This window comes from Streptomyces sp. RKAG290 (assembly GCF_023701695.1).
GTDB lineage: Bacteria > Actinomycetota > Actinomycetes > Streptomycetales > Streptomycetaceae > Streptomyces.
This window is the reverse complement of sequence record NZ_JAJOZC010000001.1, coordinates 1,868,221-1,892,045: the sequence shown is the minus strand read 5'-3', so window position 1 is coordinate 1,892,045 and position 23,825 is coordinate 1,868,221. Positions and strand designations below refer to the sequence as shown.

Below are 23,825 nucleotides of genomic sequence, written 5' to 3'. Positions count from 1 at the left end.
AACTTCGTTCGAGCAGGGGATGCCCACTGAGCAGGGGAGACCCCAACCCTGGTCGATAACTCCAAACGAGTACCGTTCGCCGGCGAACGGTCCCCCCGGGGAATGGTGACAGATCAACGGCTGAGGACGCGTCGCGGCCCCGACCCGGCCCCGGCCCGGAACAGCCCACTCTACCGGGCCGGGTATCCCTCGGGTCAGTGCTCCGTCCGGGACGTGACCAGTTCGGTGAGGACGCCGTGGCAGTCCTTGGGGTGGAGGAAGGTGATCCGGGACCCCATCGACCCCGTCCTGGGCTCGTCGTACAGCACCCTGACACCCTTTTCACGGATGTCCGCGGCGTCCGCGTCCACGTCCGCCGTACCGAAGGCGATGTGGTGCACACCCTCGCCATTCTTGGCCAGCCATTTGCCCACGGCGGAGTCCTCGCGGGTCGGTTCCAGCAGTTGGAGGTAGGAGGCGCCGCCGTCCGACGTCTCATTGATCTTGAGCATGGCCTCCCGTACGCCCTGCTCCTCGTTGATCTCGGAGTGGAACACCTCGAACCCGTAGGTCGAGCGGTAGAACTCGACAGTGGCGTCAAGGTCGAAACAGGCGATCCCGATGTGGTCGATTCGCGTCAGCATGGGAACAGTGCAGCGCTCCGGGGATGGTTACGCAACGTGCGCGCGATCACACCCGCTGCCGGATGACGGGCGCCGTACCGCTCAGTACATTCAGGTAAACCCTCGTTCACTCCTATTCCAAGGGGCTGTGCCTCATGTCAGGAACGACCGGTACCACTTCCGTGATCGTCGCGGGCGCCCGTACGCCCATGGGCCGCCTCCTCGGCTCACTGAAGAGCTTCTCCGGGGCCGATCTCGGCGGCTTCGCCATCAAGGCGGCGCTGGAACGGGCCGGCATCGGCGGCGACCAGGTCGAGTACGTGATCATGGGCCAGGTGCTGCAGGCCGGGGCAGGGCAGATCCCGGCACGGCAGGCCGCGGTCAAGGCCGGCATCCCGCTGAACGTCCCCGCGCTCACCGTCAACAAGGTGTGCCTCTCCGGACTCGACGCCATCGCGCTGGCCGACCAGCTGATCCGCGCCGGTGAGTTCGACATCGTCGTGGCCGGCGGCCAGGAGTCCATGACGAACGCCCCGCACCTCCTCCCCAAGTCGCGCGAGGGCCACAAGTACGGCGCGATCGAGATGCTCGACTCCATGGCGTACGACGGTCTGACCGACGCCTACGAGAACATCCCGATGGGCGAGTCCACCGAGAAGCACAACACCCGGCTCGGACTGGACCGTGCGGCCCAGGACGAGATCGGCGCCCTGTCCCACCAGCGCGCCGCCGCCGCCCAGAAGAACGGCCTCTTCGAGGCCGAGATCACCCCGGTCGAGATCCCGCAGCGCAAGGGCGACCCGGTCCTCTTCTCCAAGGACGAGGGCATCCGCGCCGAGACGACCGCGGAGTCGCTCGGCAAGCTGCGCCCCGCCTTCGCCAAGGACGGCACGATCACCGCGGGCACCTCCTCGCAGATCTCCGACGGCGCCGCCGCGGTCGTCGTCATGAGCAAGGCCAAGGCGCAGGCGCTCGGCCTGGACTGGATCGCCGAGATCGGCGCCCACGGCAACGTGGCGGGCCCGGACAACTCGCTCCAGTCCCAGCCGTCCAACGCCATCCGGCACGCCCTGAAGAAGGAGGGGCTCGGCGTCGAGGACCTCGACCTCATCGAGATCAACGAGGCGTTCGCGGCCGTCGCCGTCCAGTCGATGAAGGACCTCGGCGTCACCTCGGACAAGGTCAACGTCAACGGCGGCGCCATCGCGCTCGGCCACCCGATCGGGATGTCCGGCGCCCGTGTGGTGCTGCACCTCGCCCTGGAGCTGAAGCGGCGCGGCGGCGGCACCGGTGCGGCGGCGCTGTGCGGCGGCGGCGGTCAGGGCGATGCACTGATCCTCCGCGTTCCGGGCAAGTAGTACGTAGTACGCAGAACAGGCAACGAGGAGACGGAGCGGTGATGGTGGACGTCCCCACCCTGGTGGAGCAGGCCCGCGAGGGCAGGCCGCGGGCCGTGGCCCGGCTCATCTCCCTGGTGGAGGGGGCGTCGCCGCAGCTGCGCGAGGTGATGGCGGCCCTGGCGCCGCTGGCGGGCAACGCCTACGTCGTCGGTCTGACCGGATCCCCGGGTGTCGGCAAGTCGACATCGACATCGGCGCTCGTCTCCGCTTACCGGCGGCAGGGCAAGCGGGTCGCCGTGCTCGCGGTCGACCCGTCGTCGCCGTTCTCCGGCGGCGCGCTCCTCGGGGACCGGGTCCGGATGTCGGACCACGCCTCCGACCCGGGCGTCTACATCCGCTCCATGGCCACCCGCGGGCACCTGGGCGGCCTCGCCTGGTCGGCACCGCAGGCGATCCGGGTGCTGGACGCGGCGGGCTGCGACGTGATCCTGGTGGAGACCGTGGGCGTGGGCCAGTCGGAGGTGGAGATCGCCTCCCAGGCCGACACCTCCGTCGTCCTCCTCGCCCCCGGCATGGGTGACGGCATCCAGGCGGCCAAGGCCGGCATCCTGGAGATCGGCGACGTGTACGTCGTCAACAAGGCCGACCGGGACGGCGCAGACGCCACCGCCCGGGAGCTCAACCACATGCTGGGCCTCGGGGAGTCCCGGGGGCCCGGTGCCTGGCGGCCGCCGATCGTGAAGACGGTCGCCGCCCGCGGTGAGGGCATCGACGAGGTGGTCGAGGCGCTGGAGAAGCACCGGGCGTGGATGGAGGAGCACGGCGTCCTGGCCGAGCGGCGGGCCTCCCGTGCCGCCCACGAGGTCGAGACGATCGCGGTCACCCGGCTCCGCGAACGCATCGGCGACCTGCACGGCGACCGCCGCCTCGGCGCGCTCGCCGAACGCATCGTGGCCGGCCGGCTCGACCCGTACACGGCGGCGGACGAACTGGTGGCAGGGCTCACCGGAGAGGCCTGAGCGTTCCCCTTGGGCCCCTCGTGCGGATCATGCCCCGGTCCCTTCCTCGGTCCGGCCTGATCCGGACGGAACCTCCCCCTCCAGTCCGGCGCGGCGTGCGGGCCGCACCGGACTGGAGGGTGGCCGGTCCCGGCACCACCCCTGCCGAAATTGCGGCGCACCTCCGTTGTCCACGGCCGAGTTCACGTCACCTGTGGTCCCGAGGTGCGCCGTTCGCGCTCCGCGTTCGCCCCCGCTGCGTGGCTGAAAACACGTCAGGTGTAGTGCGGGAGTGCGCCGTTCGTCCTATGCGGCCCTGCCGTCACCGCGACGCCCGTGTCAGGATTGCCGCCGGTCACGTGCTCGTGCGTGCCAGGGGGGAAGTGCCACATGCTGGGTCCGCTGCGGGAGGACTCGCCCAGACAGATCGGCCCGTACGCGATACGGGCCCGGCTGGGCGCGGGCGGTATGGGGGAGGTCTTCCTGGGGGAGCGGGGCGACGGGTCCGATCCCGTCGCGGTCAAGACGGTCCGCCGCGACGTGGCGCAGGACGCCGGCTTCCGCAGCCGCTTCCGTCGCGAGATCACCATGGCCAGGTCCGTCACCGGCCCCCACGTCGCGCCGCTGCTCGACGGGGACGCCGAGAGCGAGGTGCCCTGGCTCGCCACCGCGTACGTGGCCGGGCCGACCCTGTCCGCCGCGGTCCGCGGAGCCGGTGCGCTCGACGAGGCCGAGGTCCGGCTGCTGGGCGCCGGACTCGCCCACGCCCTGGCGGCCGTCCACGCGGCGGGGATCGTCCACCGTGACGTGAAGCCGGGCAATGTGATGCTCGCGGCCGACGGCCCGCGTCTCATCGACTTCGGGATCGCGCGGGACGCCGGCGCCACCCCGCTCACCACCACCGGCCGAATGGTCGGCAGCCCCGCCTTCATGTCGCCGGAACACGTGGCGGGCAGCGGACGCGTCGTACCCGCGTCCGACGTCTTCTGCCTCGCCTCCGTGCTCTGCTTCGCCGCCACCGGCCGCGACCCGTTCGGGGACGGCCCGGTCGCGGCCGTCCTGTACCGGGTCAAGTACGTCGAGGCCGACCTGGAGGACGTGCCCGAGGAACTGCGCGCGGTCCTGGAGGCCTGCCTGACCGCCGACCCCGCCGCCCGCCCCACGGCCGCGGAGCTGGCCCGGCGGCTCGAACCGGGAGCCGCCGCCGGGTGGCCCGCGCCGGTGGGCGAGCAGATCGCGGAGTACGGGCGGGAGCTGGCCCGGGTCGTCGCGCTGGACGGGCCGCTGCTGCCGGGCTACACGCCGACCGAGGCGGCCACGGGGAGCAGGGGCGGGCCCCATCAACTTCCTACGCAGGGGACGGACTTCGCGCCGGGACTGCACGTGGCGCCCACGCAGGGGCCGGGGATCACGGAACCCGGGCGGCGCGTCCGGCGGCGCACTCTGGCCGCGGCCCTCGTCGCGCTGGTCCTGCTCGGAGCCGCGACCGGCGGGTACCTGGCCTGGCGCAACGACGGGAGCGGCCCAAACGAGGCGGGTTCACCCGGGGCTCCCACCATCGTGGCGGGTGTGGGTGAGAAGGGCGGGCCGGACGCTTCGGGCACCGTTCCCTACGGCCGTGACGTCCGGCCGTCGGGGTGGACGAAGTCGTGGAAGGGGAAGTTCTCCGCGGACCCGCTGGGCTGTTCCGGGGGGCGTCAAGTGGTGGTCTGCCGGTTGACCGACGGTACGTACGAGGCGCTGTCGGCGGCGGACGGCCACCGGATGTGGACCTTCGACACCGGGCAGAACCTGGGCCCACGCGGGGCGGGCTGGGGGCCTCGTGGGCAGTTCTTCATGCCCGCCGGTGCCACCCGGCCCACCGTGTACGGGGATTCCGTGCTGCTCGCGGCGGGCGATCGGCTGCATTCCCTGGACGCGCGGACAGGGAAGGTCCGCTGGGAGACCCGGTCCGGGGGCGCTCACAACTTGGAGAGCGCACCGGTCGTCGTCGGTGGTCTGGTCTTCGCCGCCACGACATCGGTACCTCAGGGCGCGGGGCTCGCCGGATATGACCTGAGGACAGGCGCCGAGAAGTGGCGGAGGCCACTGGCGTCGGAGGACATCTCCAACGCACAGAAGGGCAATTTCTGGCCGGTCGCCACCGACGGCAAGGTGCTGTACGCGATTGGCGAGGAGGCCCCGATGGCGTTCCGGCCAAAGGACGGAACGGTGCTGGGCACCGCAGGCGGCGAGGCAGTGCAGGGGGGTGACGAGGGTACGAACTCGGGGTGTGGGGACCTTCGGGTACGGGGAGGGTTCGCGTTCTGCGAGACGAGCTCTGCGAACGACGACCCCTCCGGCTACGGCGACGATGTCGCGGTGTTGCGATTCACGACGGGAGATCTCAAGGCACAGGGGCGGGCGCCGGTGGACTCAGGGCTGGTGGGCGGGGCGTCGCTGACGGCGCTCGACGATCAGGTGATTGTGTTGCGAAGGGGCGACGAGTTCGTGCCGAGCGTGCCCGACGAGATCGTCATTGTGGGACGGGGCAACGGCAAGGCGCTGGCGCGGTTCCCGCTCGACGGGAAGCGCGCATCGGGGATGAGCAACCCGGTCTCCGACCCCATGATCGTCGCAGACACGGTCGTCTGGGCAGACAGCACGACGCTGTACACGGTCCCGATCCGCCGCGATGGCACCCCGGGCCCGCTGATACGGACCCGGCTTCCGGGCGCCCCGGGGCCGAGCAGGACACCGACGTACGACTCCGTCACCGATGGCGTCGACCTGGAGAGCGAACTGCTCGATCCCGAGGTGTTGCCGGTGGGCGGTGTCGTACAGGTTGTCTACGACGACGGCACTACGGTCTCCGTGCCCCTGCCCGGATAAATCGCCAAAGGACTAGGGGGATCGTGCAGTGATCGAGCTGCTTCCGGCCGGACGGGCCCGGCTGATCGGCCCGTACCAGCTCTTAGGCCTGCTGGGCGCGGGCGGGATGGGTGAGGTATATCTGGCCAGGCCCGCCGGAGCGGCAGGCACATCCGGCGAGCTGGTCGCGCTGAAGACCGTTCGGGCCGATCTGGACCTCGACGACGGTTTTCGGGTCCGCTTCCGCCGTGAGATCGACGCCGCCGCGGCCGTCCGCAGCCCGCACACCGCGGGCCTTGTGGACGGTGACCCGGGTGGCCGGCTGCCCTGGCTAGCGACCGAATATGTGCCGGGACCCTCGCTTGCCGAGGCGCTGGCGGGTAGCGGACCTCTGCCTGAGCCGGTGGTCAGGGCCATGGGCGCAGGTCTCTCCCATGCGCTCGCCGACATGCATGCCGTGCGCGTCCTGCACCGTGACCTCAAGCCCGGCAACGTGCTCCTCGGGCCGGATGGGCCCAAGGTGATCGACTTCGGGATCGCGCAGGCCTTCGATGCCACCCAGCTGACCAGGACCGGTGTGGTGGTCGGCAGCCCTGGCTACATCTCACCCGAGCATGTCAACGGCTCGCGGTCGCTCGTGCCGGCGTCCGACGTGTTCTGCCTCGGTGCGGTGCTGGCGTTCGCGGCGACGGGGCGTGGTCCGTTCGACGATTCCGACATGGCGGCCGTCATCTTCCGCATCTCCCGGGGTGAGGCCGAACTGTCCGGCGTACCGGCGCAGCTGCGGACGGTGATCGAGAAGTGTCTGCGCGGTGACGCGGCGGCCAGGCCGACGCCTCTGCAACTAGCGGATCTGCTGCTGCCGGAACGTGTGACCCCCGCCCGCGCCTCCTTCCCCTGGACGGACGCGATACGGGCGCAGCTTGCCGCCCACGCTGCCGCCGCTCGATCCGCGGAGGCGGCCGCACCGTCGGCAGTCGTGCCACCGCTCCCCTTCCACGCCCCGGTACTCGGCGGCCAAGGCCTCGGTCCTTCACCCGTCGTACCAGTGACCGTCCCGGTAGGGAGGAAGAGCGGCAAGGGAAGGTGGATCGGATTGGCGGCGGCCACTGTGGTGTGCGTGATTCTTGGCTCGACGCTGTTGCCGGGGCTCTTCACGGCGGACAACGGTGGCGGCGACGATGCGGGCGGAGGCGCCAAAAAGCCGACGGCGTCCGCCTCGGAAGCGGTGCGGACGGAGTCCGGAGCCGTCGTTGCACCCGGTGCGGATCCAGGCCGCACCGGTGATTTCGGTGCAGCTGCCGCTGACGTCTCCACCAAGCCGGCGGGCTGGAGGGCCTGGCACACCAAGATCGCGGACGGCCGCGTGGAGTGCGTGCTCGCGGGTGTGTCCCTCGTGTGCGGCGGCCCGCAGCGCATCACCGTCCTGGACGCGGCAACCGGCAAGCAGCGCTGGCGTACCTCGATGGGCCGGGCCGGCGCGGCCTCGCCGTCGGTGGGAGCCGTCGTCGGCACCACCGTCTACGCCTTCGAGGGCGGTGCCCTGGTGGCCCGTGACCTGTCCGACGGCGCTGAGAAGTGGCGGGCCCCTCTGCCGGACGGCGTCCGGGTGGCCGACTCGGTACAGTCCGGCGACGTCCTCTACTACGCCACCAAGCACACGGGCACCGGGGCCGGCCGACTGATCGCCCAGGAGCTCACCGGCAAGCACCTACAAGCGTGGGACGAAGCTTGGCAGGAGCGGGCTGACGAAGCCGAACTGGTCCTGGACGACGGCCGTCTCGTTGCGGTCGGCGAGGGTGTCACCGTCCTGAAGAGTACGGACGGCTCACGGTTGGCCGGTATCCCGGCAGGTGACGTCACCTGCCGGACGCCGGTCCTGAAGGGGCAGCAGCTTCTCTGCTCGGGCTCGGACGGCCTGACGATCGTGAACGTGACGGACCCGCAGAAGCGCCGCATTGCCGCCCCCGGCGTGAACATCGCCTACCGCCCCGCAGTTTCGCGGGACGGCTTGGTCGTGGTGAGCAGCAAGACACAGGTGTTCACGCTGGGCCTGTACGACGGACAAATGCGCTGGGCGACCTGCGAGTGCGGCGAGGGCTTGGAGACCTCAGGTGTGCCCTCCATCGTCGGAGACAACGCCATCGTGGTGGAGGGGTACGGGCCGGGTGCCATCCCCATGGCCACCGAGGGCGAGCCGAGGCCCACGGGTGCTGCGCTCAACGGCTGGCCCGCTGAGCCCGGAGACTCTCTCGACCCGGCCTCCGTCTCGCTCATCGCCCAGGGGGACGCGCTGATCCTGAGCTTCGAAGACGGTACGGTCCTGTCGGCCTATGCCCCCTGAGCCCCGGCCGGAGAGCCCGCTCAGCCGTCGTCCCCGTCATCCCCGTCGTCGTCCCCGTGCCCGTCGTCCGACCGGTCCACCGTGACCCCGGCCGTCTTCGCGTCGACGTTCAGCTCGTGCTCCTTGCCGTCCTTGCCCCGGACGTCGACCTCCCAGCGCACCGCGCCGCCGCTCCGGCCGTCGTGGTCGTCCAGCTCGATCGAGGTGACCGTGCCCGGGGTGGAGCGCAGCGCGGCGGCGGCTGCCTCGTCGAGCGTGACGGAGGCCTTCCGGGGGGCGTGCCGGTCGCGGTCGTCGTCGTTGTCGACGTGCTTGCCGAGCACCTTGCCGTTGCCCGGGTCCACCGTCACGTCGTGCCAGGCCTTGTCGGAGCCGTACACGTCGAGCTCCCAGACGAGCCCGCCGTCCTCGTCGTCGAGCTCGGCCTCGGTCACCGTGCCCGGGACGGACCGGGCGGCGGCCTTCACCGCGTCGCCGACCGTGACGCGGGCGGTGGTGCTGCTCGCCGTGCTGTTGCCGGAGGTGGTGGGGGAGCTGGAGGCGGTGGGGGAGCTGGAGGCGGTGGCGGTGCTGCCGGAGCTGTCGTCGTCCGCGAAGGCGACTGCCGTGGCGGCTGTGCCGCCGACGAGTACGGCTGCGGTGACGGCCGCGATGACGATCTTTCGCTTCATGAGGGTTCCTCCTCGATCGGGTTCCGGTTGCGACGGGATCCACACTGCCGGGGCGATGCTGAACGCAGCCTGAAGCCACCTGAAGCCTTCTTCAGCTTCGGTTTGCGAGGCTGTGCGTATGCGCCTGTTGATCGTGGAGGACGAGAAGCGGCTGGCGATCTCCCTGGCCCGGGGGCTCACCGCCGAAGGATTCGCCGTGGACGTCGTGCACGACGGGCTCGAAGGGCTGCACCGGGCCTCCGAGGGGGCGTACGACCTCGTCGTCCTCGACATCATGCTGCCCGGGATGAACGGCTACCGGGTCTGCGCCGCCCTGCGCGCCGCCGGGCACGAGGTGCCCATCCTGATGCTGACGGCGAAGGACGGGGAGTACGACGAGGCGGAGGGGCTCGACACCGGGGCCGACGACTATCTGACCAAGCCGTTCAGTTACGTGGTGCTGGTCGCCCGGGTCCGCGCGCTGCTGCGCCGCCGCAGCGGTTCCGCCTCGCCGGTGGTCACCGTCGGCGCCCTGCGCATGGACACCTCGGCGCGCCGCGTCCATCTCGGTGAGGCCGAGATCGTGCTCACCACGAAGGAGTTCGCGGTGCTCGAACAGCTCGCGCTGCGGGCCGGCCAGGTGGTGAGCAAGGCGCAGATCCTGGAACACGTCTGGGACTTCGCCTACGACGGCGACCCGAACATCGTCGAGGTGTACGTGAGCGCGCTGCGCCGCAAGCTCGGCGCGGCCGCCATCCGTACGGTGCGCGGCGCCGGCTACCGGCTGGAGGCGCTGTGAGATCGGTACGGGCCAGAGCCGCGCTCGGCGCCACCGTGGTGGTCGCCCTCGCGCTCGTCGCCGCCGGGCTCGCGGTCCTCCTGGTCCTGCGCGCCAACCTCACCGACCAGGCGGGACTCCAGGCCGAGGTGGCGGCCCGGGAGACCGCAGGACAACTGGCCCTCGACGTGCCGTACGACAAGCTGGAGATGAGCGACGAGGAGGACCACCCGGTCCAGGTGACCGACGAGGACGGGCGGGTGGTGGCGGTCTCCAAGGACCTGGAGGCGATCTCCGGGACGGGCACGGGCCGCGTCACCCCGCGGCCGTCAACACTCCCCTCGGCATCGGATGACGGCGACCGCCACGGGGGAGAGGACCGCGACGACGAAGACGACGACGTGAGGGACCCCGGCCGCGGCGAGGTCTCCACCGACGAACCGGACTTCACCAATGGCTCCGCCACGGTCGACGGCGACCGCGCCGACTACCGGTTCGCGTCCGTCGAGGCGACGAACTCCGCCGGGCTGACCCTGACCGTCCACGCGGGTGCCCCGCTCGCCGCGGAGCAGCGTGCCGTCGCGAGTGTGCGCGGCGCGATGCTGGCCGGGCTGCCCGTCGTGCTGCTCGTCGTCGCCGGGGTGACCTGGCTGGTGACCCGGCGGGCGCTCCGCCCGGTCGAGGGCATCCGGCGCGAGATGGCGGCCATCACCGCGTCGGAGGACCTGAGCAGGCGGGTGCCGGAGCCCGGTTCGCGTGACGAGGTCGCCCGGCTGGCCCGTACGACCAACGAGACGCTCACCGCCCTGGAGGCCTCGGTCGACCGGCAGCGGCGCTTCGTCGCGGACGCCTCGCACGAACTGCGCAGCCCGATCGCCTCACTGCGCACCCAGCTGGAGGTGGGGGCCGCGCACCCGGAGCTGCTGGACGTGACGGGCGCGGTCGCCGACACCGTACGGCTCCAGGCGCTGGCCGCCGATCTGCTGCTGCTGGCCCGGCTGGACGCGGGGGAGAAGCCGGGAAGGGCCGGCCTGGACCTGGGGGCGCTGGTCCACGAGGAGGTCTCGCAGCGCACCGGCGACCGGATCCCGGTGGCGGTCTCCGTGCCGGAGCCAGGTGGTTTCGAGGTGACCGGTTCACGCGGCCAGCTGGCCCGGGTGATCGGGAATCTGCTGGACAACGCCGAGCGGCACGCCCGAAGCTCGGTGGCCGTCTCGGTGCGCGGGGAAGGCCGTGGCGTGGTCGTGGCGGTCACCGACGACGGCGGCGGCGTTCCGGAGACGGAGCGCGAGCGGATCTTCGAACGCTTCGTGCGCCTCGACGACGCCCGCACCCGGGACGAGGGCGGGGCCGGTCTGGGCCTCGCCATTGCGCGGGACGTGGCCGGCCGGCACGGGGGCCGGCTGACCGTGGCGGGCACGGTGGGGCAGGGCGCGCGGTTCGAGCTGTGGCTGCCGGGCGCCCGCTGAGCCGGACCGCGGGACGGCTCGGAGTGTGTCGGCAGATGGCCCGGAAACGGCCGGAACAGTGGTCGGGGGCGGCGTCGCCCCCGACCACCAGGGCACGCGAGCCCGGCATGACCCGAACGTGAGCCCCAGGAGCTCAGGCGCGTCGCCCGCGCAGATGGCCGGCGACCGGGGCCAGCGCCGCGTGGAGCTGCTCCAGCGCCTCCGGCGGCAGCAGGTCCATGAAGTGCTTGCGGACCGATGCGACATGGTGCGGCGCCACCCTGCGCATCGTCTCGGCGCCCTGGTCGGTGAGGACCGCGTACAGGCCGCGCCGGTCGGACTCGCAGTTCTCCCGGCGGACCAGGCCCGCGCTCTCCATGCGGGTGATCTGGTGCGAGAGCCTGCTCTTGGACTGCAGAGTCGCACTGGCGAGGTCACTCATCCGCAGGCGCTGGTCGTCCGACTCCGAGAGGTTGACGAGAATCTCGTAGTCGTTGTTGGTCAGGCCGAACGGTTGGAGGTCCCTCTCCAGCTGGTGCATCAGCAGCCTGCTGACGTCCAGGTGGGTGCGCCAGGCGCACTGCTCCGCGTCGCTCAGCCAGCGGGTGGCCGTCTCGGTCTCCATATATGGATTCTACCTAAGAAGTTGAAATCCGGACGAAGTTAGTTGGTGTGACGCCCGGCACGCGCTCACAGAACTGGGTGCAGACGTTCGACGTCACACTCCGCAGACTACCGTTCACAACCCGAAGCGCCGCTGGAGGTCCCCCAGCTGGCCGGGCGCACGGGGGGCGGACCCGGGTTGACCGCCACCGCCCGGGACCCCCGGCTGCTGCGGCACCGCACCCGTCGGCTGCTCGGCCATCAGGACCTCGGTGGACTGGAGCAGCACCGTACCCGCGCCCACGAACTCGAACTGGTGCTCCTCGCCCGAGGCGCCCCCGATCCCGGTGAACGCGCGCAGCCCGCCCATCACGCCCCTCATGTAGCCGTGGTCGTAGTGGTGGCACGGCGAGGGGCAGTCCGCCCAGCCCACCAGCGCTTGCGGGTCGACCCGCAGCGGGGGCTCCATGAAGACCACCGGGCCGTTGGACGCGGCGACGAACTTCCCCGTGCCGATCAGCGTCAGGAACCCCGGCACGATCGACTGCTTCAGCGCCAGCGTCGGCTGGTAGGCGAGCAGGTTGCCGGACCGGATGGTCAGATTCCCGTTGTCCAGGTCGTAGGAGTTCACGTCGAAGGCCCGGTCGGCGAGCAGCATCTTCCCGCTGCCCTCGGCCACCACCCAGTCGCTCGCGTGCAGCGGCGAGTGGAAGCTCGTACGGATCAGGCCCTCGAAGCGGCCGTGCCCGATGCCGTTGAACTCGATCCGCCCGTAGTAGGCGATCATCTTGCCCTTCTGCAGGAACCACTGGCTCCCCTTGAGCTCCACGCAGAAGGTGTACGCGTTGACGTTGTCGTCCGTCGGCAGCGTCATCGGGTCGAAGACGACAGGCGTGCTCACAGCTTCTCCTCCGAGGCCTGGACGTACACCGCACCGTTGCCGCTGAGCTCCAGCTGGAACCCCTCGCCGGAGCCGCGCCCCACCATCTCGCGCCAGCCGAGCGCGGTGGACAGCTTGTTGCGCACGTCGCCGTGGTGGGCGACGTACGCCTGCGGGTCCACGTGCACCTCGCGGCCCGGCGTGATCGGCAGCTCGATCACCCCGCCGTGCGCCATCACCGCCACCGCGCCGTGCCCCTTGAGCGTCGTGGTGAACAGGCCCTGCCCGGTCACCTGGCCGCGCACCATGCCCATCACCCCGCCCTGCGAGCCCATGAACATCGTGCCCTGCTGGAGCGCCCCGTCGAAGGCGAGCAGCCGGTCGGCCTCCACGTAGAGGGTGTCCCCGGCCAGATTGATCACCTGGATGTGGTGACCGCCGTGACCGAACATCACCGTGCCGCTTCCCTCGACCGTCATCAGCGGGGTCGCCTCGTTCGCCATCCGGCGGCCGATCATCGACATCACCCCGCCCTGGCCGCCCTGGATGTTCGGGGTGAACGACACCTCGCCGCGGTAGGCCAGCATCGCGCCGCGCTGACTGAACATCTTCTGGCCGGGGAGCACCGTCGCCTCGACCATCTTCGAGTTGATCTCACGGAACGGCATCAGACGTTGCCCCCGATCGTGTTCCGCTCGCTGGGCTGGACGTAGACGAGGCCCTCGCCCTCGAAGCGGATCTGGAAGGACTCGCCCGACCCCTCGCCCATCAGCGTCCGGAAGTTCACCCCGGACTGGAAGTGCTGCTGGAGGTTGCCCTGGTGGGCGATGTAGGCGCCCGGGTCGACGAAGAGCGGGTACTGGGCGGAGACCCGCAGCACCACGGCCGAACCGTCCGACATGATCGCCGCCTGGCCGGTTCCCTCGACGGTCGTGGTGAACAGGCCGTTGCCCGTCGCGCCGCCGCGCAGCCCGGTGAAGGTGGTGCCGGTGCGCAGCCCGGCGTCGGTGCACAGCAGATTGCTCGCCTCGACGTACAGCTTCTCGCCCCGCAGCGAGACGAGATTGATCTCGCTCGCGCGGTCGGCGAAATAGCAGGTGCCCTGCCCGGTCACCTCCATCACGGCCATCTGCTCGCCGGTCAGCCGGCGGGTGACCATGCCGCGCAGGCCCTCACCGCCACCGGTCATCTTCTTGAACGCCATCCGGCCGTCGTAGGCGACCATCGAGCCGTTCTTCGCCTTGACGGCGTCGCCGGCCAGGTCGACGGCGAGCGTCTTGCTGCCTTGGAGTCGGAACATTGCCACGGTGCGACGGTAGCCGCCGGGAATCGTGCCCGTAAGACTATTGGGGACAAGGAGTGCCCGAAGCGCGCGAAACGGCCCCCCCGCATCACTGTCCGGCCGGGTCCGGTGCCACAATGGTCGCGCTTGTGCCTGCGTTCACAAGCCGTCACCGTCCTCCCACCGAAGGTGCCCCCGTGGACATCAAGACCGCTACCGCCCTGCACCGGCTGCGCCTCATCTCGATTCCCGAGGCGCTCTCCTTCCCGGCGCTGATCATCTTCGGATCGATCCTGAGCCGGGTCTCGGACATCGACTTCCTGATGATGCCGCTCGGCATCCTGCACGGCGTGCTCTTCGTGATCTACGCCGTGCTGCTGCTGGACGTCTGGGCCAAGACGAAGTGGCCGCTCAAGCGCGTCGCGTTCTTCTTCCTGCTTGCGCTGCTGCCGTTCGGCGGGCTGTACGGCGACAAGGTGCTGAAGCGCTACGAGGCCGACGGCGTCATCGCCGCCCGCGCCCGCCGCGAAGGCACGGTCAGCGCATGATCGTCGCCTTCTCCGTCAGCCCGCTCGGTGTCGGCGAGGACGTCGGCGAGTACGTCGCCGACGCCGTCCGAGTCGTCCGCGAGTCCGGTCTGCCCAACCGCACGGACGCCATGTTCACCTCCGTCGAAGGGGAGTGGGACGAGGTCATGGACGTCGTCAAGCGTGCCGTCGCGGCCGTCGAGGCCCGCGCCGGACGGGTCTCCCTCGTCCTGAAGGCGGACATCCGCCCGGGGGTCACCGACGGCCTGACCTCCAAGGTCGCGACGGTCGAGCGGCACCTCGCGGACTGACCACGGACCCCGCACCCGGAGCCCCCTGCCTCGCCGGCCGGGGGCTCCGGTCGTTGCGGCGCGGCATCGGCGGCGCCGCGGACCCGCACCCGCGCACCCTGTTCGGACCGAAGTTCGAGACGGGGAGGATCAACATATGACCAGTGGGTAAGGTCGATGCCGTGCCGAAGCCGCTCAGTCTCCCCTTCGACCCCATCGCGCGCGCCGACGAGCTCTGGCAGCAGCGCTGGGGTCCGGTCCCCTCCATGGGGGCGATCACCTCGATCATGCGTGCGCAGCAGATCCTGCTCGCCGAGGTCGACGCGGTCGTCAAACCGTACGGACTGACCTTCGCGCGGTACGAGGCCCTGGTGCTGCTCACCTTCTCCAAGGCCGGCGAGCTGCCGATGTCCAAGATCGGTGAGCGGCTGATGGTCCACCCCACGTCCGTCACGAACACCGTGGACCGGCTGGTGCGCTCCGGCCTGGTCGACAAGCGCCCCAACCCGAACGACGGCCGCGGGACGCTCGCCTCCATCACGGACAAGGGGCGTGAGGTCGTCGAGGCCGCCACCCGGGACCTGGTCGCGATGGAGTTCGGACTCGGGGTGTACGACGCCGAGGAGTGCGGCGAGATCTTCGCGCTGATGCGCCCGCTGCGGATCGCGGCCCAGGACTTCGAGGAGATCTGAGAGGCGGGCCTGCGGGCCCATCCCGCTGCAAGATCGCCCAGGGTGTCCGGTTAGGCTCGACGGCATGAAACGCAGCGTGCTGACCCGGTACCGGGTGATGGCTTACGTCACCGCCGTCATGTTGCTGGTGCTCTGCACCTGCATGATCTTCAAATACGGCTTCGAAACCGGTGAGAGCCTGACGCTCGTCGTCTCGCAGATCCACGGCGTGCTCTACATCATCTACCTGATCTTCGCCTTCGACCTCGGTTCCAAGGCGAAGTGGCCGATGGGCAAGCTGCTCTGGGTGCTGATCGCCGGCACGATCCCGACGGCCGCGTTCTTCGTCGAGCGCAAGGTCGTCCGCGAGGTCGAGCCGCTGCTCACGGACGCCGCCCCGGTGCCCGCGAAGGCCTGAGCCGCACCTCACGAACATCCCTGGCGCACCTCCCGTACGCCTCCCGAACCGCCCCGTGCGAAGCGCCGGGCGGTTTGCCATCGACATTTACTAGGACGTCCTAGTAAATTCGTACCATGGACGCTGACGCGATCGAGGAAGGCCGCCAACGCTGGCAGGCCCGTTACGACAAGGCCCGCAAGCGTGACGCGGACTTCACCACGCTCTCCGGGGACCCGGTCGAGCCCGCGTACGGCCCCCGGCCCGGGGACGCGTACGAGGGGTTCGAGCGGATCGGCTGGCCCGGCGAGTACCCCTTCACCCGCGGGCTCTACCCGACCGGCTACCGCGGCCGCACCTGGACGATCCGCCAGTTCGCCGGCTTCGGCAACGCCGAGCAGACCAACGAGCGCTACAAGATGATCCTGGCCGCCGGTGGCGGCGGACTCAGTGTCGCCTTCGACATGCCGACCCTGATGGGCCGCGACTCCGACGACCCCCGCGCGCTGGGCGAGGTCGGCCACTGCGGTGTGGCCATCGACTCCGCCGCCGACATGGAGGTCCTCTTCAAGGACATCCCGCTCGGTGACGTCACGACGTCGATGACGATCAGCGGCCCCGCCGTGCCCGTCTTCTGCATGTACCTCGTCGCCGCCGAGCGCCAGGGCGTCGACCCGGCCGTGCTCAACGGCACGCTCCAGACGGACATCTTCAAGGAGTACATCGCGCAGAAGGAGTGGCTCTTCCAGCCCGAGCCCCATCTGCGTCTCATCGGCGACCTGATGGAGCACTGCGCCCGCGACATCCCCGCCTACAAGCCGCTCTCCGTCTCCGGGTACCACATCCGCGAGGCCGGAGCCACGGCCGCGCAGGAGCTGGCGTACACGCTCGCGGACGGCTTCGGCTACGTGGAGCTCGGCCTCTCCCGCGGGCTGGAGGTCGACACCTTCGCACCCGGCCTGTCCTTCTTCTTCGACGCGCACCTCGACTTCTTCGAGGAGATCGCCAAGTTCCGCGCCGCCCGCCGGATCTGGGCCCGCTGGATGAAGGAGACGTACGGCGCGAAGACGGACAAGGCGCAGTGGCTCCGCTTCCACACCCAGACCGCCGGCGTCTCGCTCACCGCCCAGCAGCCGTACAACAACGTCGTACGGACCGCGGTCGAGGCGCTCTCCGCCGTCCTCGGCGGCACCAACTCCCTGCACACCAACGCCCTCGACGAGACCCTCGCGCTCCCCTCCGAGCAGGCCGCCGAGATCGCGCTGCGCACCCAGCAGGTGCTGATGGAGGAGACCGGCGTCGCCAACGTGGCCGACCCGCTGGGCGGTTCCTGGTACGTGGAGCAGCTCACCGACCGGATCGAGGCGGACGCCGAGAAGATCTTCGAGCAGATCAGGGAGCGCGGTACCCGGGCCCACCCGGACGGGCAGCACCCCATCGGGCCGATGACCTCCGGCATCCTGCGCGGCATCGAGGACGGCTGGTTCACCGGCGAGATCGCCGAATCGGCCTTCCGCTACCAGCAGTCGCTGGAGAAGGGCGACAAGCGGGTCGTCGGCGTCAACGTCCACCACGGCTCGGTCACCGGCGACCTGGAGATCCTGCGGGTCAGCCACGAGGTCGAGCGCGACCAGGTCCAGGAGCTCGCCGGCCGCAAGGACGGCCGCGACGACGCCCGGGTGGGCGCGGCGCTGGACGCGATGCTGGCCGCCGCCCGGGACGGCTCCAACATGATCGCCCCGATGCTCGACGCCGTACGCGCCGAGGCGACCCTGGGCGAGATCTGCGGGGTGCTGCGCGAGGAGTGGGGCACCTACACGGAGCCGCCCGGCTTCTGACAGGTAGTTGGCAGTTACAGGTGTCACCTCCAGGGGCTCGGGTAGGCGCAGCCGCGATACCCGTACCCCCTGGAGGAACAACTTGAGACTGTCCGGGAGAATCGCCGCGGCCGCGGGCGCCGCGCTCGCCGTGCTCGGAACGCTGCTGGTCAGCGGTTCCACGGCGGTCAGCGCCGCACCGGCGCCGAAACCGAGGGTGCAGGACACCTTCGACTCGCTCGGGCCGGACGTGAAGGCGGCGGAGCTCTCCACCGGCCGGACCGCGCACTACATCGACGAGGGGCGCCGGGGCGGTACGCCGGTCCTCTTCATCGGCGGCACCGGCACCAGCGCGCGGGCCGCGCACATGACCGACTTCTTCCGCTCCACCCGGGAGTCGTTCGGCCTCCGGCTGATATCCGTGGAACGCAACGGCTTCGGGGACACCGAGTACGACCCGTCCCTGGGCAAGGCCGACTTCGCGAAGGACGCCCTCGAAGTCCTGGACCGGATCGGCGTCAACAAGGTCTCGGTGATCGCGATCTCCGGCGGCGGACCGTACGCCGCCGAGCTCGCCGCCCGCGCCCCCGGCCGCATCAAGGCCCTCCATCTGGCCGCCGCCCTCCCGCCGTACGGTGAGAAGGCCGCCTACTGCGGCCTGAGCGACGACGCGCTCGCCGACGCGGTCAAGGACTCGATCGCCGACCCGCGCTCCTGGTGGGCGTTCCCCGACGACAGCGCCGTCAAGTCCATCCCGGGCTTCGCCGACACCGCGTACGAGGAAGGCGCCCGCACGTACAACCAGCGCGGCCAGAAGTCCGACCCGGCCCCGCAGGTGCACGAGCAGCGGCTCTACTGCGAACGCCCGGGGCCCGACCTGTCGAAGCTGAAGGCGCCCGTCTACCTGTACGGCGGCGACAAGGACACCACCGTCCCGCCGGCCACCCTCTCCACCTGGCGCAAGGCGCTGCCGGTCACTCCGGTGGTGCGCACATACGCCGACTCCGGCCATGACGTCCAGTACCGCCACTGGGACCAGATCCTGGTGGACCTGGCCGGGCAGGGCGACCGCACCGTCGTCTGCCACCGCGACCGCACGAGCCTGATGGCGCCGGAGCGGGCGGACCGGCTGGTCGCGGCGGGCAGTGCCACGCTGGGCAGTTGTGCCTGGCAGCGGTAGCGCGGACCGCTATCCCGCCGCGGCCGCGCCCAGTCCCGCGAGGAGCAGCAGCGTGAAGCGCCGGGCCCAGTCGGCATCGACGGGCTCGGCGCTCACCAGTGCCCGGTGCACCACCGCGCCGGCGATCACGTCGAAGATCAGATCGGCCGTCAGGGCGGCGGTGGCCTCGTCCCGTTCGACGGGCAGCTCGCCGCGCTCCTGCGCCCGCTGACGCCCCTGGAGCACCAGCCGCTTCTGCCGGTTCACGATCGAGTCGCGGATCCGCGTCCGCAGCGCCTCGTCGCGTGTCGACTCGGCGACCACCGCCATCAGCGCGGTCTGGGTCTCCGGCCGCTCCAGCAGTGCCGCGAACTGGAGTACCACCGCCTGCACATCGGCGGACAGGCTGCCCAGGTCCGGCAGCTCCAGCTCGTCGAAGAGAACCGCGACGGCATCCACGACGAGCTCGTTCTTGCCCGCCCAGCGCCGGTACAGCGTCGTCTTGGCCACCCCGGCACGCGTCGCCACATCACCCATCGTCAGCTTCGACCAGCCGAGATCGACCAGCGAGGCTCTGGTCGCCTCAAGGATCGCCTCGTCGGCCGCGGCATTGCGCGGACGTCCCGTTCGTGAGGGTTTGGGGTGGCTGTGGCTCAGCATCCCGTGACCATACCCGCCAGTAGATAGAACCGGCCGGTCCCGTTCGCCGTGAGACAGATCACCGGACACTCTTGCGCACCAGGGGTACGCGCCAGTTACGCTACGGGTCGTAGCGTAAGAACCGACGGCTCGGCCGTCGCACGCGCCACGAACGATCGACAGCCACAGGCACCGGGTGGGGACCGGGTGCCGAACCGGGTCTTTCAGGGGCCCTCGGGCCGCGTCTGTCCGTACACCTCGCACACCGGCGGGGGTCGCGGACGGGTGCGGTTCACGTATCGCTTTCCGGATCGGTGTGCCAAGGGGGGAGGATGTACGTATGCAGCCTAGGAACATGTCCATGAGCGGCGTCGTCGACCTCGCCGCGGTGAAGGCGGCCGGTGAGGCCAAGGTGAAGGCGGAGCAGGCCCGTGCCGAGACCGCCCGGCAGGGTGGTCCCGCCGCCGTACCCCCTTCCTCCCTCGTGTTCGACGTCGATGAGGCGGGCTTCGAGAGCGACGTCCTCCAGCGCTCCGCCGAAGTCCCGGTCGTCATCGACTTCTGGGCCGAGTGGTGCGAGCCCTGCAAGCAGCTGGGCCCGCTCCTGGAGCGACTGGCCCACGCGTACAACGGCCGCTTCGTGCTGGCCAAGGTCGACGTCGACGCCAACCAGATGCTGATGCAGCAGTTCGGGATCCAGGGGATTCCGGCGGTCTTCGCCGTGGTCGCCGGTCAGGCGCTCCCGCTCTTCCAGGGCGCGGCCCCCGAATCCCAGATCCGCGAGACCCTGGACCAGCTGATCCAGGTCGGCGAGGAGCGGTTCGGGCTCACCGGCATCGTGGTCGACCAGGAGGCCGCGGCTGCGGACGCGGCCGCGCAGGAGCCCGCAGCGGTGCCCGCAGGCCCGTACGACGCCCTCCTGGAGGCGGCCGCGCAGGCGCTGGACGCCAATGACTTCGCCGGCGCCGTCCAGGCGTACAAGAACGTGCTGTCCGACGAGCCGGCCAACAGCGAGGCCAAGCTCGGTCTCGCCCAGGCGGAACTCCTGGCCCGGGTCCAGAAGACGGACCCGCAGCAGGTCCGTAAGGACGCCGCCGAGAATCCGGCCGATGTGCCGGCCCAGCTCGCCGCGGCCGACCTGGATCTGGTGGGCGGTCATGTCGAGGACGCGTTCGGGCGTCTCGTCGAGACGGTCCGGCGGACATTCGGCGACGACCGGGACCACGTCCGGGTGCGGTTGCTGGAGCTCTTCGAGGTGATCGGCCCCGACGATCCACGCGTCGGCGCCGCACGCACCGCCCTCGCGCGCGTCTTGTTCTGATCTGACAACACGGCCGCGGCTCCCACCCGGAGTCGCGGCCGTTTTCGCGACCGGACGATAAGACTTACCCACGCTTTACCAAATCTTGATAAAAGCGCGGGCTGTTACTCCGAGTAAATCGCGCCGCAGGATCTGTCCGACTTCGGGCGTCAATGCTGCAGTTCGTCTGTGGGCCCGGCGCAACCCTGTGTGGCCGGTCGGTACCACCCCGTCGTGGGTGGGTTATCGGGCCGTTACCAGCGAGTAACGAACCCCCTTGTGTCACGGCCGCGAATGGACCACGATCGGCCACGCTCGGTCCAATAACGCCAGTCCGGCTGCCAGTCGGTGCGGCGGCTCCGTTGGGTCCCCACCGGGTGGGTCGGCGGCAGTGGCGCCGACTCCGGACAGGGGGGTTCCTGCTCACCTGCAGGGCCTGTCCGAAGAGGTTGCGCGAACGCGTGGCCAGTGGTTGTCGCTCGGGGGTGATCGCCGGTGATTCGGTCGCGGTTCACGCCTCCGTTTGCGGGCGCTCTCCTTTCCGAGGACGTAGCACTTCTCCCATCCCAGGTCGGGCAGGATGCCAGGCCGGAGATGTACGTCCGAGAAGGAGGAAAAGTATGAGTTCCCAGGTTCGCGGTGGCACGAGATGGAAGCGTTTCGCTGTCGTCATGGTGCCGAGCGTCATAGCCACCGCCGCGGTGGGTGTCGGCCTTGCACAGGGCGCGCTCGCCGCATCGTTCAGCGTGTCCGGCCAGGAGTTCAAGGTCAGCGCGGATGAGCTGGTCGGCCAGGACTTCGTCCAGTACGGCAGTGTGGCGACGGGCAAGGACCTCAAGGGCAAGGACATGGCCGCTCCGGTCGCCGTGTCCGGGTTCAGCGAGGCCACGATCACCAACATGTGCCAGTCGGTGGTCACCCCTGACCTGCCGTTCGGTCTCGGCAGTGTGACGCTGGAGCTCCACGCGGGCACCGGCAAGGACAAGGTCTACGCCAAGGACCTGTACCTCGATGTCTCTTCGCTGGGCGCGGACGCCGAGTTCACGAACATCGACATCGGCGTCGCCGCCGGTGCGCTGAAGAACCCGGGCATCCAGCCCGGAACCCAGGCCAACCCCTACGGGTTCTCGCAGCGGGCCGAGGTCGCCAAGCTGTCGAAGGTCAAGCAGCAGGCGTGGGCGACCACAGCGGGAACGTTCAAGCTTCCTGACCTGAAGCTGTCGCTCCACAAGGGCGTCAAGGAGTGCTACTAAGCACTCGCCCGGGTGGCCGGGGGCATGCGCGACGCGCCTCTGGCCGCCCACCCTTCACTTCTTCTCACAGCAGTACCGGTTCCAGGGAGCTGTTTTCCATGAGCCCCGAATCCACAGGGCAGAACGAGCACAACCTCCGCGTCTTCCGGCGACGCTTCCGCACCTGGCGGGGTAACCGGCCGTTCTGGGCGGGTCTGTTCACCATTCTCGGCGGTGTACCCATCGCGTACTTCCCGTACGCGAACATGCACCTCGGCAACATGACGCTGGCGATGTCCACCACCGCCGGCGCGGGATCCCTCATCATCGGAATCCTGCTCATCACGCTCGGTCTGACCATGTGGTTCCACCACATAGTCAAGGTGTTCGCGGGCGTCGCGGCGATCCTGCTCGCGCTGATATCGATCCCCGTCGCCAACATCGGCGGCTTTCTGATCGGCTTCTTGTTCTCGCTGATCGGCGGAGCGCTCTCCATCTCGTGGGCGCCTGCCCCGCCGAACGCGGACGGGTCCGCGCCCGCCGAGGAAGCTCCCGCCGAAGAAGAGGTCCTGCTGGGCCAGGCGTACGCCCCGGACGAGCAGACCGCCGCACACCCCGGGGGCGCCCTGTACGGGGCCGTTCCGCAGCAGCCGGCGAAGTACGACACGACAGTTGAGGTCGACGGCGGGAGGCATCGTGCGGGGTGACGACAATCAGGTGGACGCCCTGGGCGAGGGCGGACTTGAGGAGCGAAGAGGGCCGCGTCACGCGGCCCCCCGCAAGTCGCTGCTGACGAAGCTGCACATGCCCGCGGGCAAGAAGGCGTTCGCACTCGCGGCGATGCCGACCGCGGTCTTCGTGGGCATGGGGCTCACCCCCAAGCTGGCGATGGCCGACGACAGCACGGACATCCCCTTCGCGGCCGGCCCCTGCGTGACCCGCTCCGACGAGCCGGGCGAGTCGGCGGAGCCGTCTGCGTCGGCGACGAAGACGCCGTCCCCGTCCGCCACCGCGAGCGACAAGGCCACGCCGGACAAGAGCGACGGGGCCACCCCGAAGCCGTCGGCGTCCTCCACCTCCACCGGTGACTCCGCGGCCGACCCGGCCAAGAAGAGCACCGACGCCCCGGCCGCGACGCCGAGTGCGACGCCCGAACCCACCAAGTCGAAGAACCCGCTCGACCCGCTGGGAGTCGGCGACGCCCTCAAGGACCTCTTCGACGGACCGGACAAGGAGACGGCCAGCCCGTCCCCGAGCGCCACCACCGCGTCCCCGAAGCCCTCGGCCTCGGCCGAGGCGACCGACAAGACGGCAGACAAGCCCGTCAAGAAGGCCACGGACGCCGCGAAGGACACGGTCGACAAGACCACCGACGCCATCCGTGACGCGGCGAAGAAGGCCGGCAAGCCGGTCGAGGAGCTCAGCAAGGACGTCAAGGGACTCGACCCGAAGAAGGACGAGGACATCCCGGACGGCGCCAAGCCCTCCTTCCCGTGCCCGACCGCCGACCCGAAGGCGCTGGCCGCGGCCGATCTGGAGCAGGGCATCCCCCGCCTCCCGAACGACCCGTGGATCCTGGAGAGTTCGCTGCTCACCCTGAGCGGACTCGACTACAAGGGCATCGTCGAGGTGGAGAAGGGCGACGGCACCACGAAGAAGGTGCTGAAGTTCACCGCTTCGTCCGTCGACATCAAGGACCTCCACCAGAAGACGGTCGGCCCGCTGGGCCGCACCGGTCACGTGACGTCGGACAAGGGCTCCACGTCCACCATCCGCAACGGCACGGTGACGATGTACACGGAGGAGCTGAAGGGCAACCTCTTCGGCCTCATCCCGATCACGTTCAGCCCCCAGACCCCGCCGCCGATCAACGTGCCGTTCGCCTTCTTCACCAACGTGAAGGTGACGCAGGCAGGCCAGTTCGGCGGGACGCTCAAGGTGCCCGGACTGAACAACTACTTCACCGAGGGCGACAGCTGACGCAACCGGACCCGTTCGGGAGCCGCACATGACTGTGG

General features: G+C 70.2%; 23 protein-coding genes. 16 read left to right on the top strand and 7 right to left on the bottom strand.

What is annotated here, in order from left to right:
• Positions 1-194: 194 nt before the first annotated feature.
• Positions 195-623 carry a methylmalonyl-CoA epimerase gene (gene mce, locus LNW71_RS07865; RefSeq protein ID WP_123461701.1) on the bottom strand — a complete coding sequence of 143 codons (429 nt, stop codon included), beginning with the start codon at positions 621-623 and terminating at the stop codon, positions 195-197.
• 134 nt (positions 624-757) lie between these two features.
• Between mce and LNW71_RS07860 the strand changes: the two genes are divergently transcribed.
• The 4 genes from LNW71_RS07860 (at position 758) to LNW71_RS07845 (ending at position 8,134) form a co-directional block, all read left to right on the top strand.
• On the top strand, positions 758-1,960 hold the full coding sequence (locus LNW71_RS07860) for an acetyl-CoA C-acetyltransferase (protein ID WP_250967573.1): 1,203 nt from the start codon (positions 758-760) through the stop codon (positions 1,958-1,960).
• Positions 1,961-2,001: 41 nt separating this feature from the next.
• A complete protein-coding gene (gene meaB / locus LNW71_RS07855) occupies positions 2,002-2,961 on the top strand; it encodes a methylmalonyl Co-A mutase-associated GTPase MeaB (protein WP_250967572.1) in 960 nt (319 codons plus the stop codon).
• 369 nt (positions 2,962-3,330) lie between these two features.
• Positions 3,331-5,811, top strand: a complete 2,481-nt coding sequence (locus tag LNW71_RS07850; protein WP_250967571.1) for a protein kinase — start codon at positions 3,331-3,333, stop codon at positions 5,809-5,811.
• A gap of 28 nt (positions 5,812-5,839) precedes the next feature.
• On the top strand, positions 5,840-8,134 hold the full coding sequence (locus LNW71_RS07845) for a protein kinase (protein ID WP_250967570.1): 2,295 nt from the start codon (positions 5,840-5,842) through the stop codon (positions 8,132-8,134).
• 20 nt (positions 8,135-8,154) lie between these two features.
• Here LNW71_RS07845 and LNW71_RS07840 read toward each other — a convergent pair whose 3' ends face one another.
• On the bottom strand, positions 8,155-8,805 hold the full coding sequence (locus LNW71_RS07840) for a PepSY domain-containing protein (protein ID WP_250967569.1): 651 nt from the start codon (positions 8,803-8,805) through the stop codon (positions 8,155-8,157).
• Between the two features lie 118 nt (positions 8,806-8,923).
• On the opposite strand from LNW71_RS07840, the gene LNW71_RS07835 reads away from it, so the two are divergent.
• Positions 8,924-9,583 (top strand): response regulator transcription factor, encoded by a 660-nt coding sequence (locus LNW71_RS07835; RefSeq protein ID WP_250967568.1) that lies wholly within the window; start codon positions 8,924-8,926, stop codon positions 9,581-9,583.
• Entirely contained in the window at positions 9,580-11,031 is a 1,452-nt protein-coding gene (locus LNW71_RS07830) for a HAMP domain-containing sensor histidine kinase (RefSeq protein ID WP_250967567.1), read from the top strand. Before LNW71_RS07835 ends, LNW71_RS07830 begins: the two co-directional genes overlap by 4 nt.
• Before the next feature lie 133 nt (positions 11,032-11,164).
• Here the strand turns inward: LNW71_RS07830 and LNW71_RS07825 are convergent, their stop codons facing one another.
• The 4 genes from LNW71_RS07825 to LNW71_RS07810 all read right to left on the bottom strand — a co-directional run bounded on the left by LNW71_RS07825 (position 11,165) and on the right by LNW71_RS07810 (position 13,793).
• On the bottom strand, positions 11,165-11,635 hold the full coding sequence (locus LNW71_RS07825; protein ID WP_250967566.1) for a MarR family transcriptional regulator: 471 nt from the start codon (positions 11,633-11,635) through the stop codon (positions 11,165-11,167).
• Between the two features lie 114 nt (positions 11,636-11,749).
• On the bottom strand, positions 11,750-12,514 hold the full coding sequence (locus tag LNW71_RS07820) for an AIM24 family protein (protein ID WP_250967565.1): 765 nt from the start codon (positions 12,512-12,514) through the stop codon (positions 11,750-11,752).
• On the bottom strand, positions 12,511-13,161 hold the full coding sequence (locus tag LNW71_RS07815; protein ID WP_250967564.1) for an AIM24 family protein: 651 nt from the start codon (positions 13,159-13,161) through the stop codon (positions 12,511-12,513). The genes LNW71_RS07820 and LNW71_RS07815 overlap by 4 nt, the downstream gene beginning before the upstream one ends.
• Positions 13,161-13,793, bottom strand: a complete 633-nt coding sequence (locus LNW71_RS07810; protein ID WP_250971930.1) for an AIM24 family protein — start codon at positions 13,791-13,793, stop codon at positions 13,161-13,163. Before LNW71_RS07810 ends, LNW71_RS07815 begins: the two co-directional genes overlap by 1 nt.
• A gap of 179 nt (positions 13,794-13,972) precedes the next feature.
• Between LNW71_RS07810 and LNW71_RS07805 the strand changes: the two genes are divergently transcribed.
• The 6 genes from LNW71_RS07805 (at position 13,973) to LNW71_RS07780 (ending at position 18,657) form a co-directional block, all read left to right on the top strand.
• Entirely contained in the window at positions 13,973-14,323 is a 351-nt protein-coding gene (locus LNW71_RS07805) for a DUF3817 domain-containing protein (protein ID WP_250967563.1), read from the top strand.
• Positions 14,320-14,613 (top strand): MTH1187 family thiamine-binding protein, encoded by a 294-nt coding sequence (locus tag LNW71_RS07800; protein WP_250967562.1) that lies wholly within the window; start codon positions 14,320-14,322, stop codon positions 14,611-14,613. The genes LNW71_RS07805 and LNW71_RS07800 overlap by 4 nt, the downstream gene beginning before the upstream one ends.
• A 161-nt stretch (positions 14,614-14,774) precedes the next feature.
• Positions 14,775-15,284: a MarR family transcriptional regulator gene (locus tag LNW71_RS07795; protein ID WP_250967561.1), complete on the top strand. Its 510-nt coding sequence runs from the start codon at positions 14,775-14,777 to the stop codon at positions 15,282-15,284.
• Positions 15,285-15,348: 64 nt separating this feature from the next.
• Entirely contained in the window at positions 15,349-15,681 is a 333-nt protein-coding gene (locus LNW71_RS07790) for a DUF3817 domain-containing protein (RefSeq protein WP_250967560.1), read from the top strand.
• A 116-nt stretch (positions 15,682-15,797) separates the two neighbouring features.
• Positions 15,798-17,498 (top strand): methylmalonyl-CoA mutase family protein, encoded by a 1,701-nt coding sequence (locus tag LNW71_RS07785; RefSeq protein ID WP_250967559.1) that lies wholly within the window; start codon positions 15,798-15,800, stop codon positions 17,496-17,498.
• A gap of 82 nt (positions 17,499-17,580) precedes the next feature.
• Positions 17,581-18,657: an alpha/beta fold hydrolase gene (locus LNW71_RS07780; protein ID WP_250967558.1), complete on the top strand. Its 1,077-nt coding sequence runs from the start codon at positions 17,581-17,583 to the stop codon at positions 18,655-18,657.
• A gap of 9 nt (positions 18,658-18,666) precedes the next feature.
• On the opposite strand, the gene LNW71_RS07775 is transcribed toward LNW71_RS07780, so the two are convergent.
• A complete protein-coding gene (locus tag LNW71_RS07775) occupies positions 18,667-19,296 on the bottom strand; it encodes a TetR/AcrR family transcriptional regulator (RefSeq protein WP_250967557.1) in 630 nt (209 codons plus the stop codon).
• 319 nt (positions 19,297-19,615) lie between these two features.
• Here LNW71_RS07775 and LNW71_RS07770 point away from each other — a divergent pair, with 319 nt between their 5' ends.
• From LNW71_RS07770 to LNW71_RS07755, 4 genes are all read left to right on the top strand, one after another.
• Entirely contained in the window at positions 19,616-20,596 is a 981-nt protein-coding gene (locus LNW71_RS07770; protein WP_250967556.1) for a tetratricopeptide repeat protein, read from the top strand.
• Between the two features lie 599 nt (positions 20,597-21,195).
• A complete protein-coding gene (locus LNW71_RS07765; protein ID WP_250967555.1) occupies positions 21,196-21,828 on the top strand; it encodes a DUF6230 family protein in 633 nt (210 codons plus the stop codon).
• Between the two features lie 98 nt (positions 21,829-21,926).
• Positions 21,927-22,514 carry a DUF6114 domain-containing protein gene (locus LNW71_RS07760; RefSeq protein ID WP_250967554.1) on the top strand — a complete coding sequence of 196 codons (588 nt, stop codon included), beginning with the start codon at positions 21,927-21,929 and terminating at the stop codon, positions 22,512-22,514.
• Positions 22,504-23,787: a hypothetical protein gene (locus LNW71_RS07755; RefSeq protein WP_250967553.1), complete on the top strand. Its 1,284-nt coding sequence runs from the start codon at positions 22,504-22,506 to the stop codon at positions 23,785-23,787. The genes LNW71_RS07760 and LNW71_RS07755 overlap by 11 nt, the downstream gene beginning before the upstream one ends.
• Positions 23,788-23,825 lie beyond the last annotated feature (38 nt).

Bases quoted from the DNA above. Each gene is read 5' to 3' on its own strand.
- LNW71_RS07790 (WP_250967560.1), top strand. From the start codon at position 15,349: ATGAAACGCAGCGTGCTGACCCGGTACCGGGTGATGGCTTACGTCACC.
- LNW71_RS07770 (WP_250967556.1), top strand. From the start codon at position 19,616: ATGCAGCCTAGGAACATGTCCATGAGCGGCGTCGTCGACCTCGCCGCG.
- LNW71_RS07835 (WP_250967568.1), top strand. From the start codon at position 8,924: ATGCGCCTGTTGATCGTGGAGGACGAGAAGCGGCTGGCGATCTCCCTG.
- LNW71_RS07800 (WP_250967562.1), top strand. From the start codon at position 14,320: ATGATCGTCGCCTTCTCCGTCAGCCCGCTCGGTGTCGGCGAGGACGTC.
- LNW71_RS07850 (WP_250967571.1), top strand. From the start codon at position 3,331: ATGCTGGGTCCGCTGCGGGAGGACTCGCCCAGACAGATCGGCCCGTAC.
- LNW71_RS07760 (WP_250967554.1), top strand. From the start codon at position 21,927: ATGAGCCCCGAATCCACAGGGCAGAACGAGCACAACCTCCGCGTCTTC.
- LNW71_RS07860 (WP_250967573.1), top strand. From the start codon at position 758: ATGTCAGGAACGACCGGTACCACTTCCGTGATCGTCGCGGGCGCCCGT.
- LNW71_RS07785 (WP_250967559.1), top strand. From the start codon at position 15,798: ATGGACGCTGACGCGATCGAGGAAGGCCGCCAACGCTGGCAGGCCCGT.
- LNW71_RS07765 (WP_250967555.1), top strand. From the start codon at position 21,196: ATGAGTTCCCAGGTTCGCGGTGGCACGAGATGGAAGCGTTTCGCTGTC.
- mce (WP_123461701.1), bottom strand. From the start codon at position 623: ATGCTGACGCGAATCGACCACATCGGGATCGCCTGTTTCGACCTTGAC.
- LNW71_RS07775 (WP_250967557.1), bottom strand. From the start codon at position 19,296: ATGCTGAGCCACAGCCACCCCAAACCCTCACGAACGGGACGTCCGCGC.
- LNW71_RS07825 (WP_250967566.1), bottom strand. From the start codon at position 11,635: ATGGAGACCGAGACGGCCACCCGCTGGCTGAGCGACGCGGAGCAGTGC.
- LNW71_RS07810 (WP_250971930.1), bottom strand. From the start codon at position 13,793: ATGTTCCGACTCCAAGGCAGCAAGACGCTCGCCGTCGACCTGGCCGGC.
- meaB (WP_250967572.1), top strand. From the start codon at position 2,002: ATGGTGGACGTCCCCACCCTGGTGGAGCAGGCCCGCGAGGGCAGGCCG.
- LNW71_RS07815 (WP_250967564.1), bottom strand. From the start codon at position 13,161: ATGCCGTTCCGTGAGATCAACTCGAAGATGGTCGAGGCGACGGTGCTC.
- LNW71_RS07840 (WP_250967569.1), bottom strand. From the start codon at position 8,805: ATGAAGCGAAAGATCGTCATCGCGGCCGTCACCGCAGCCGTACTCGTC.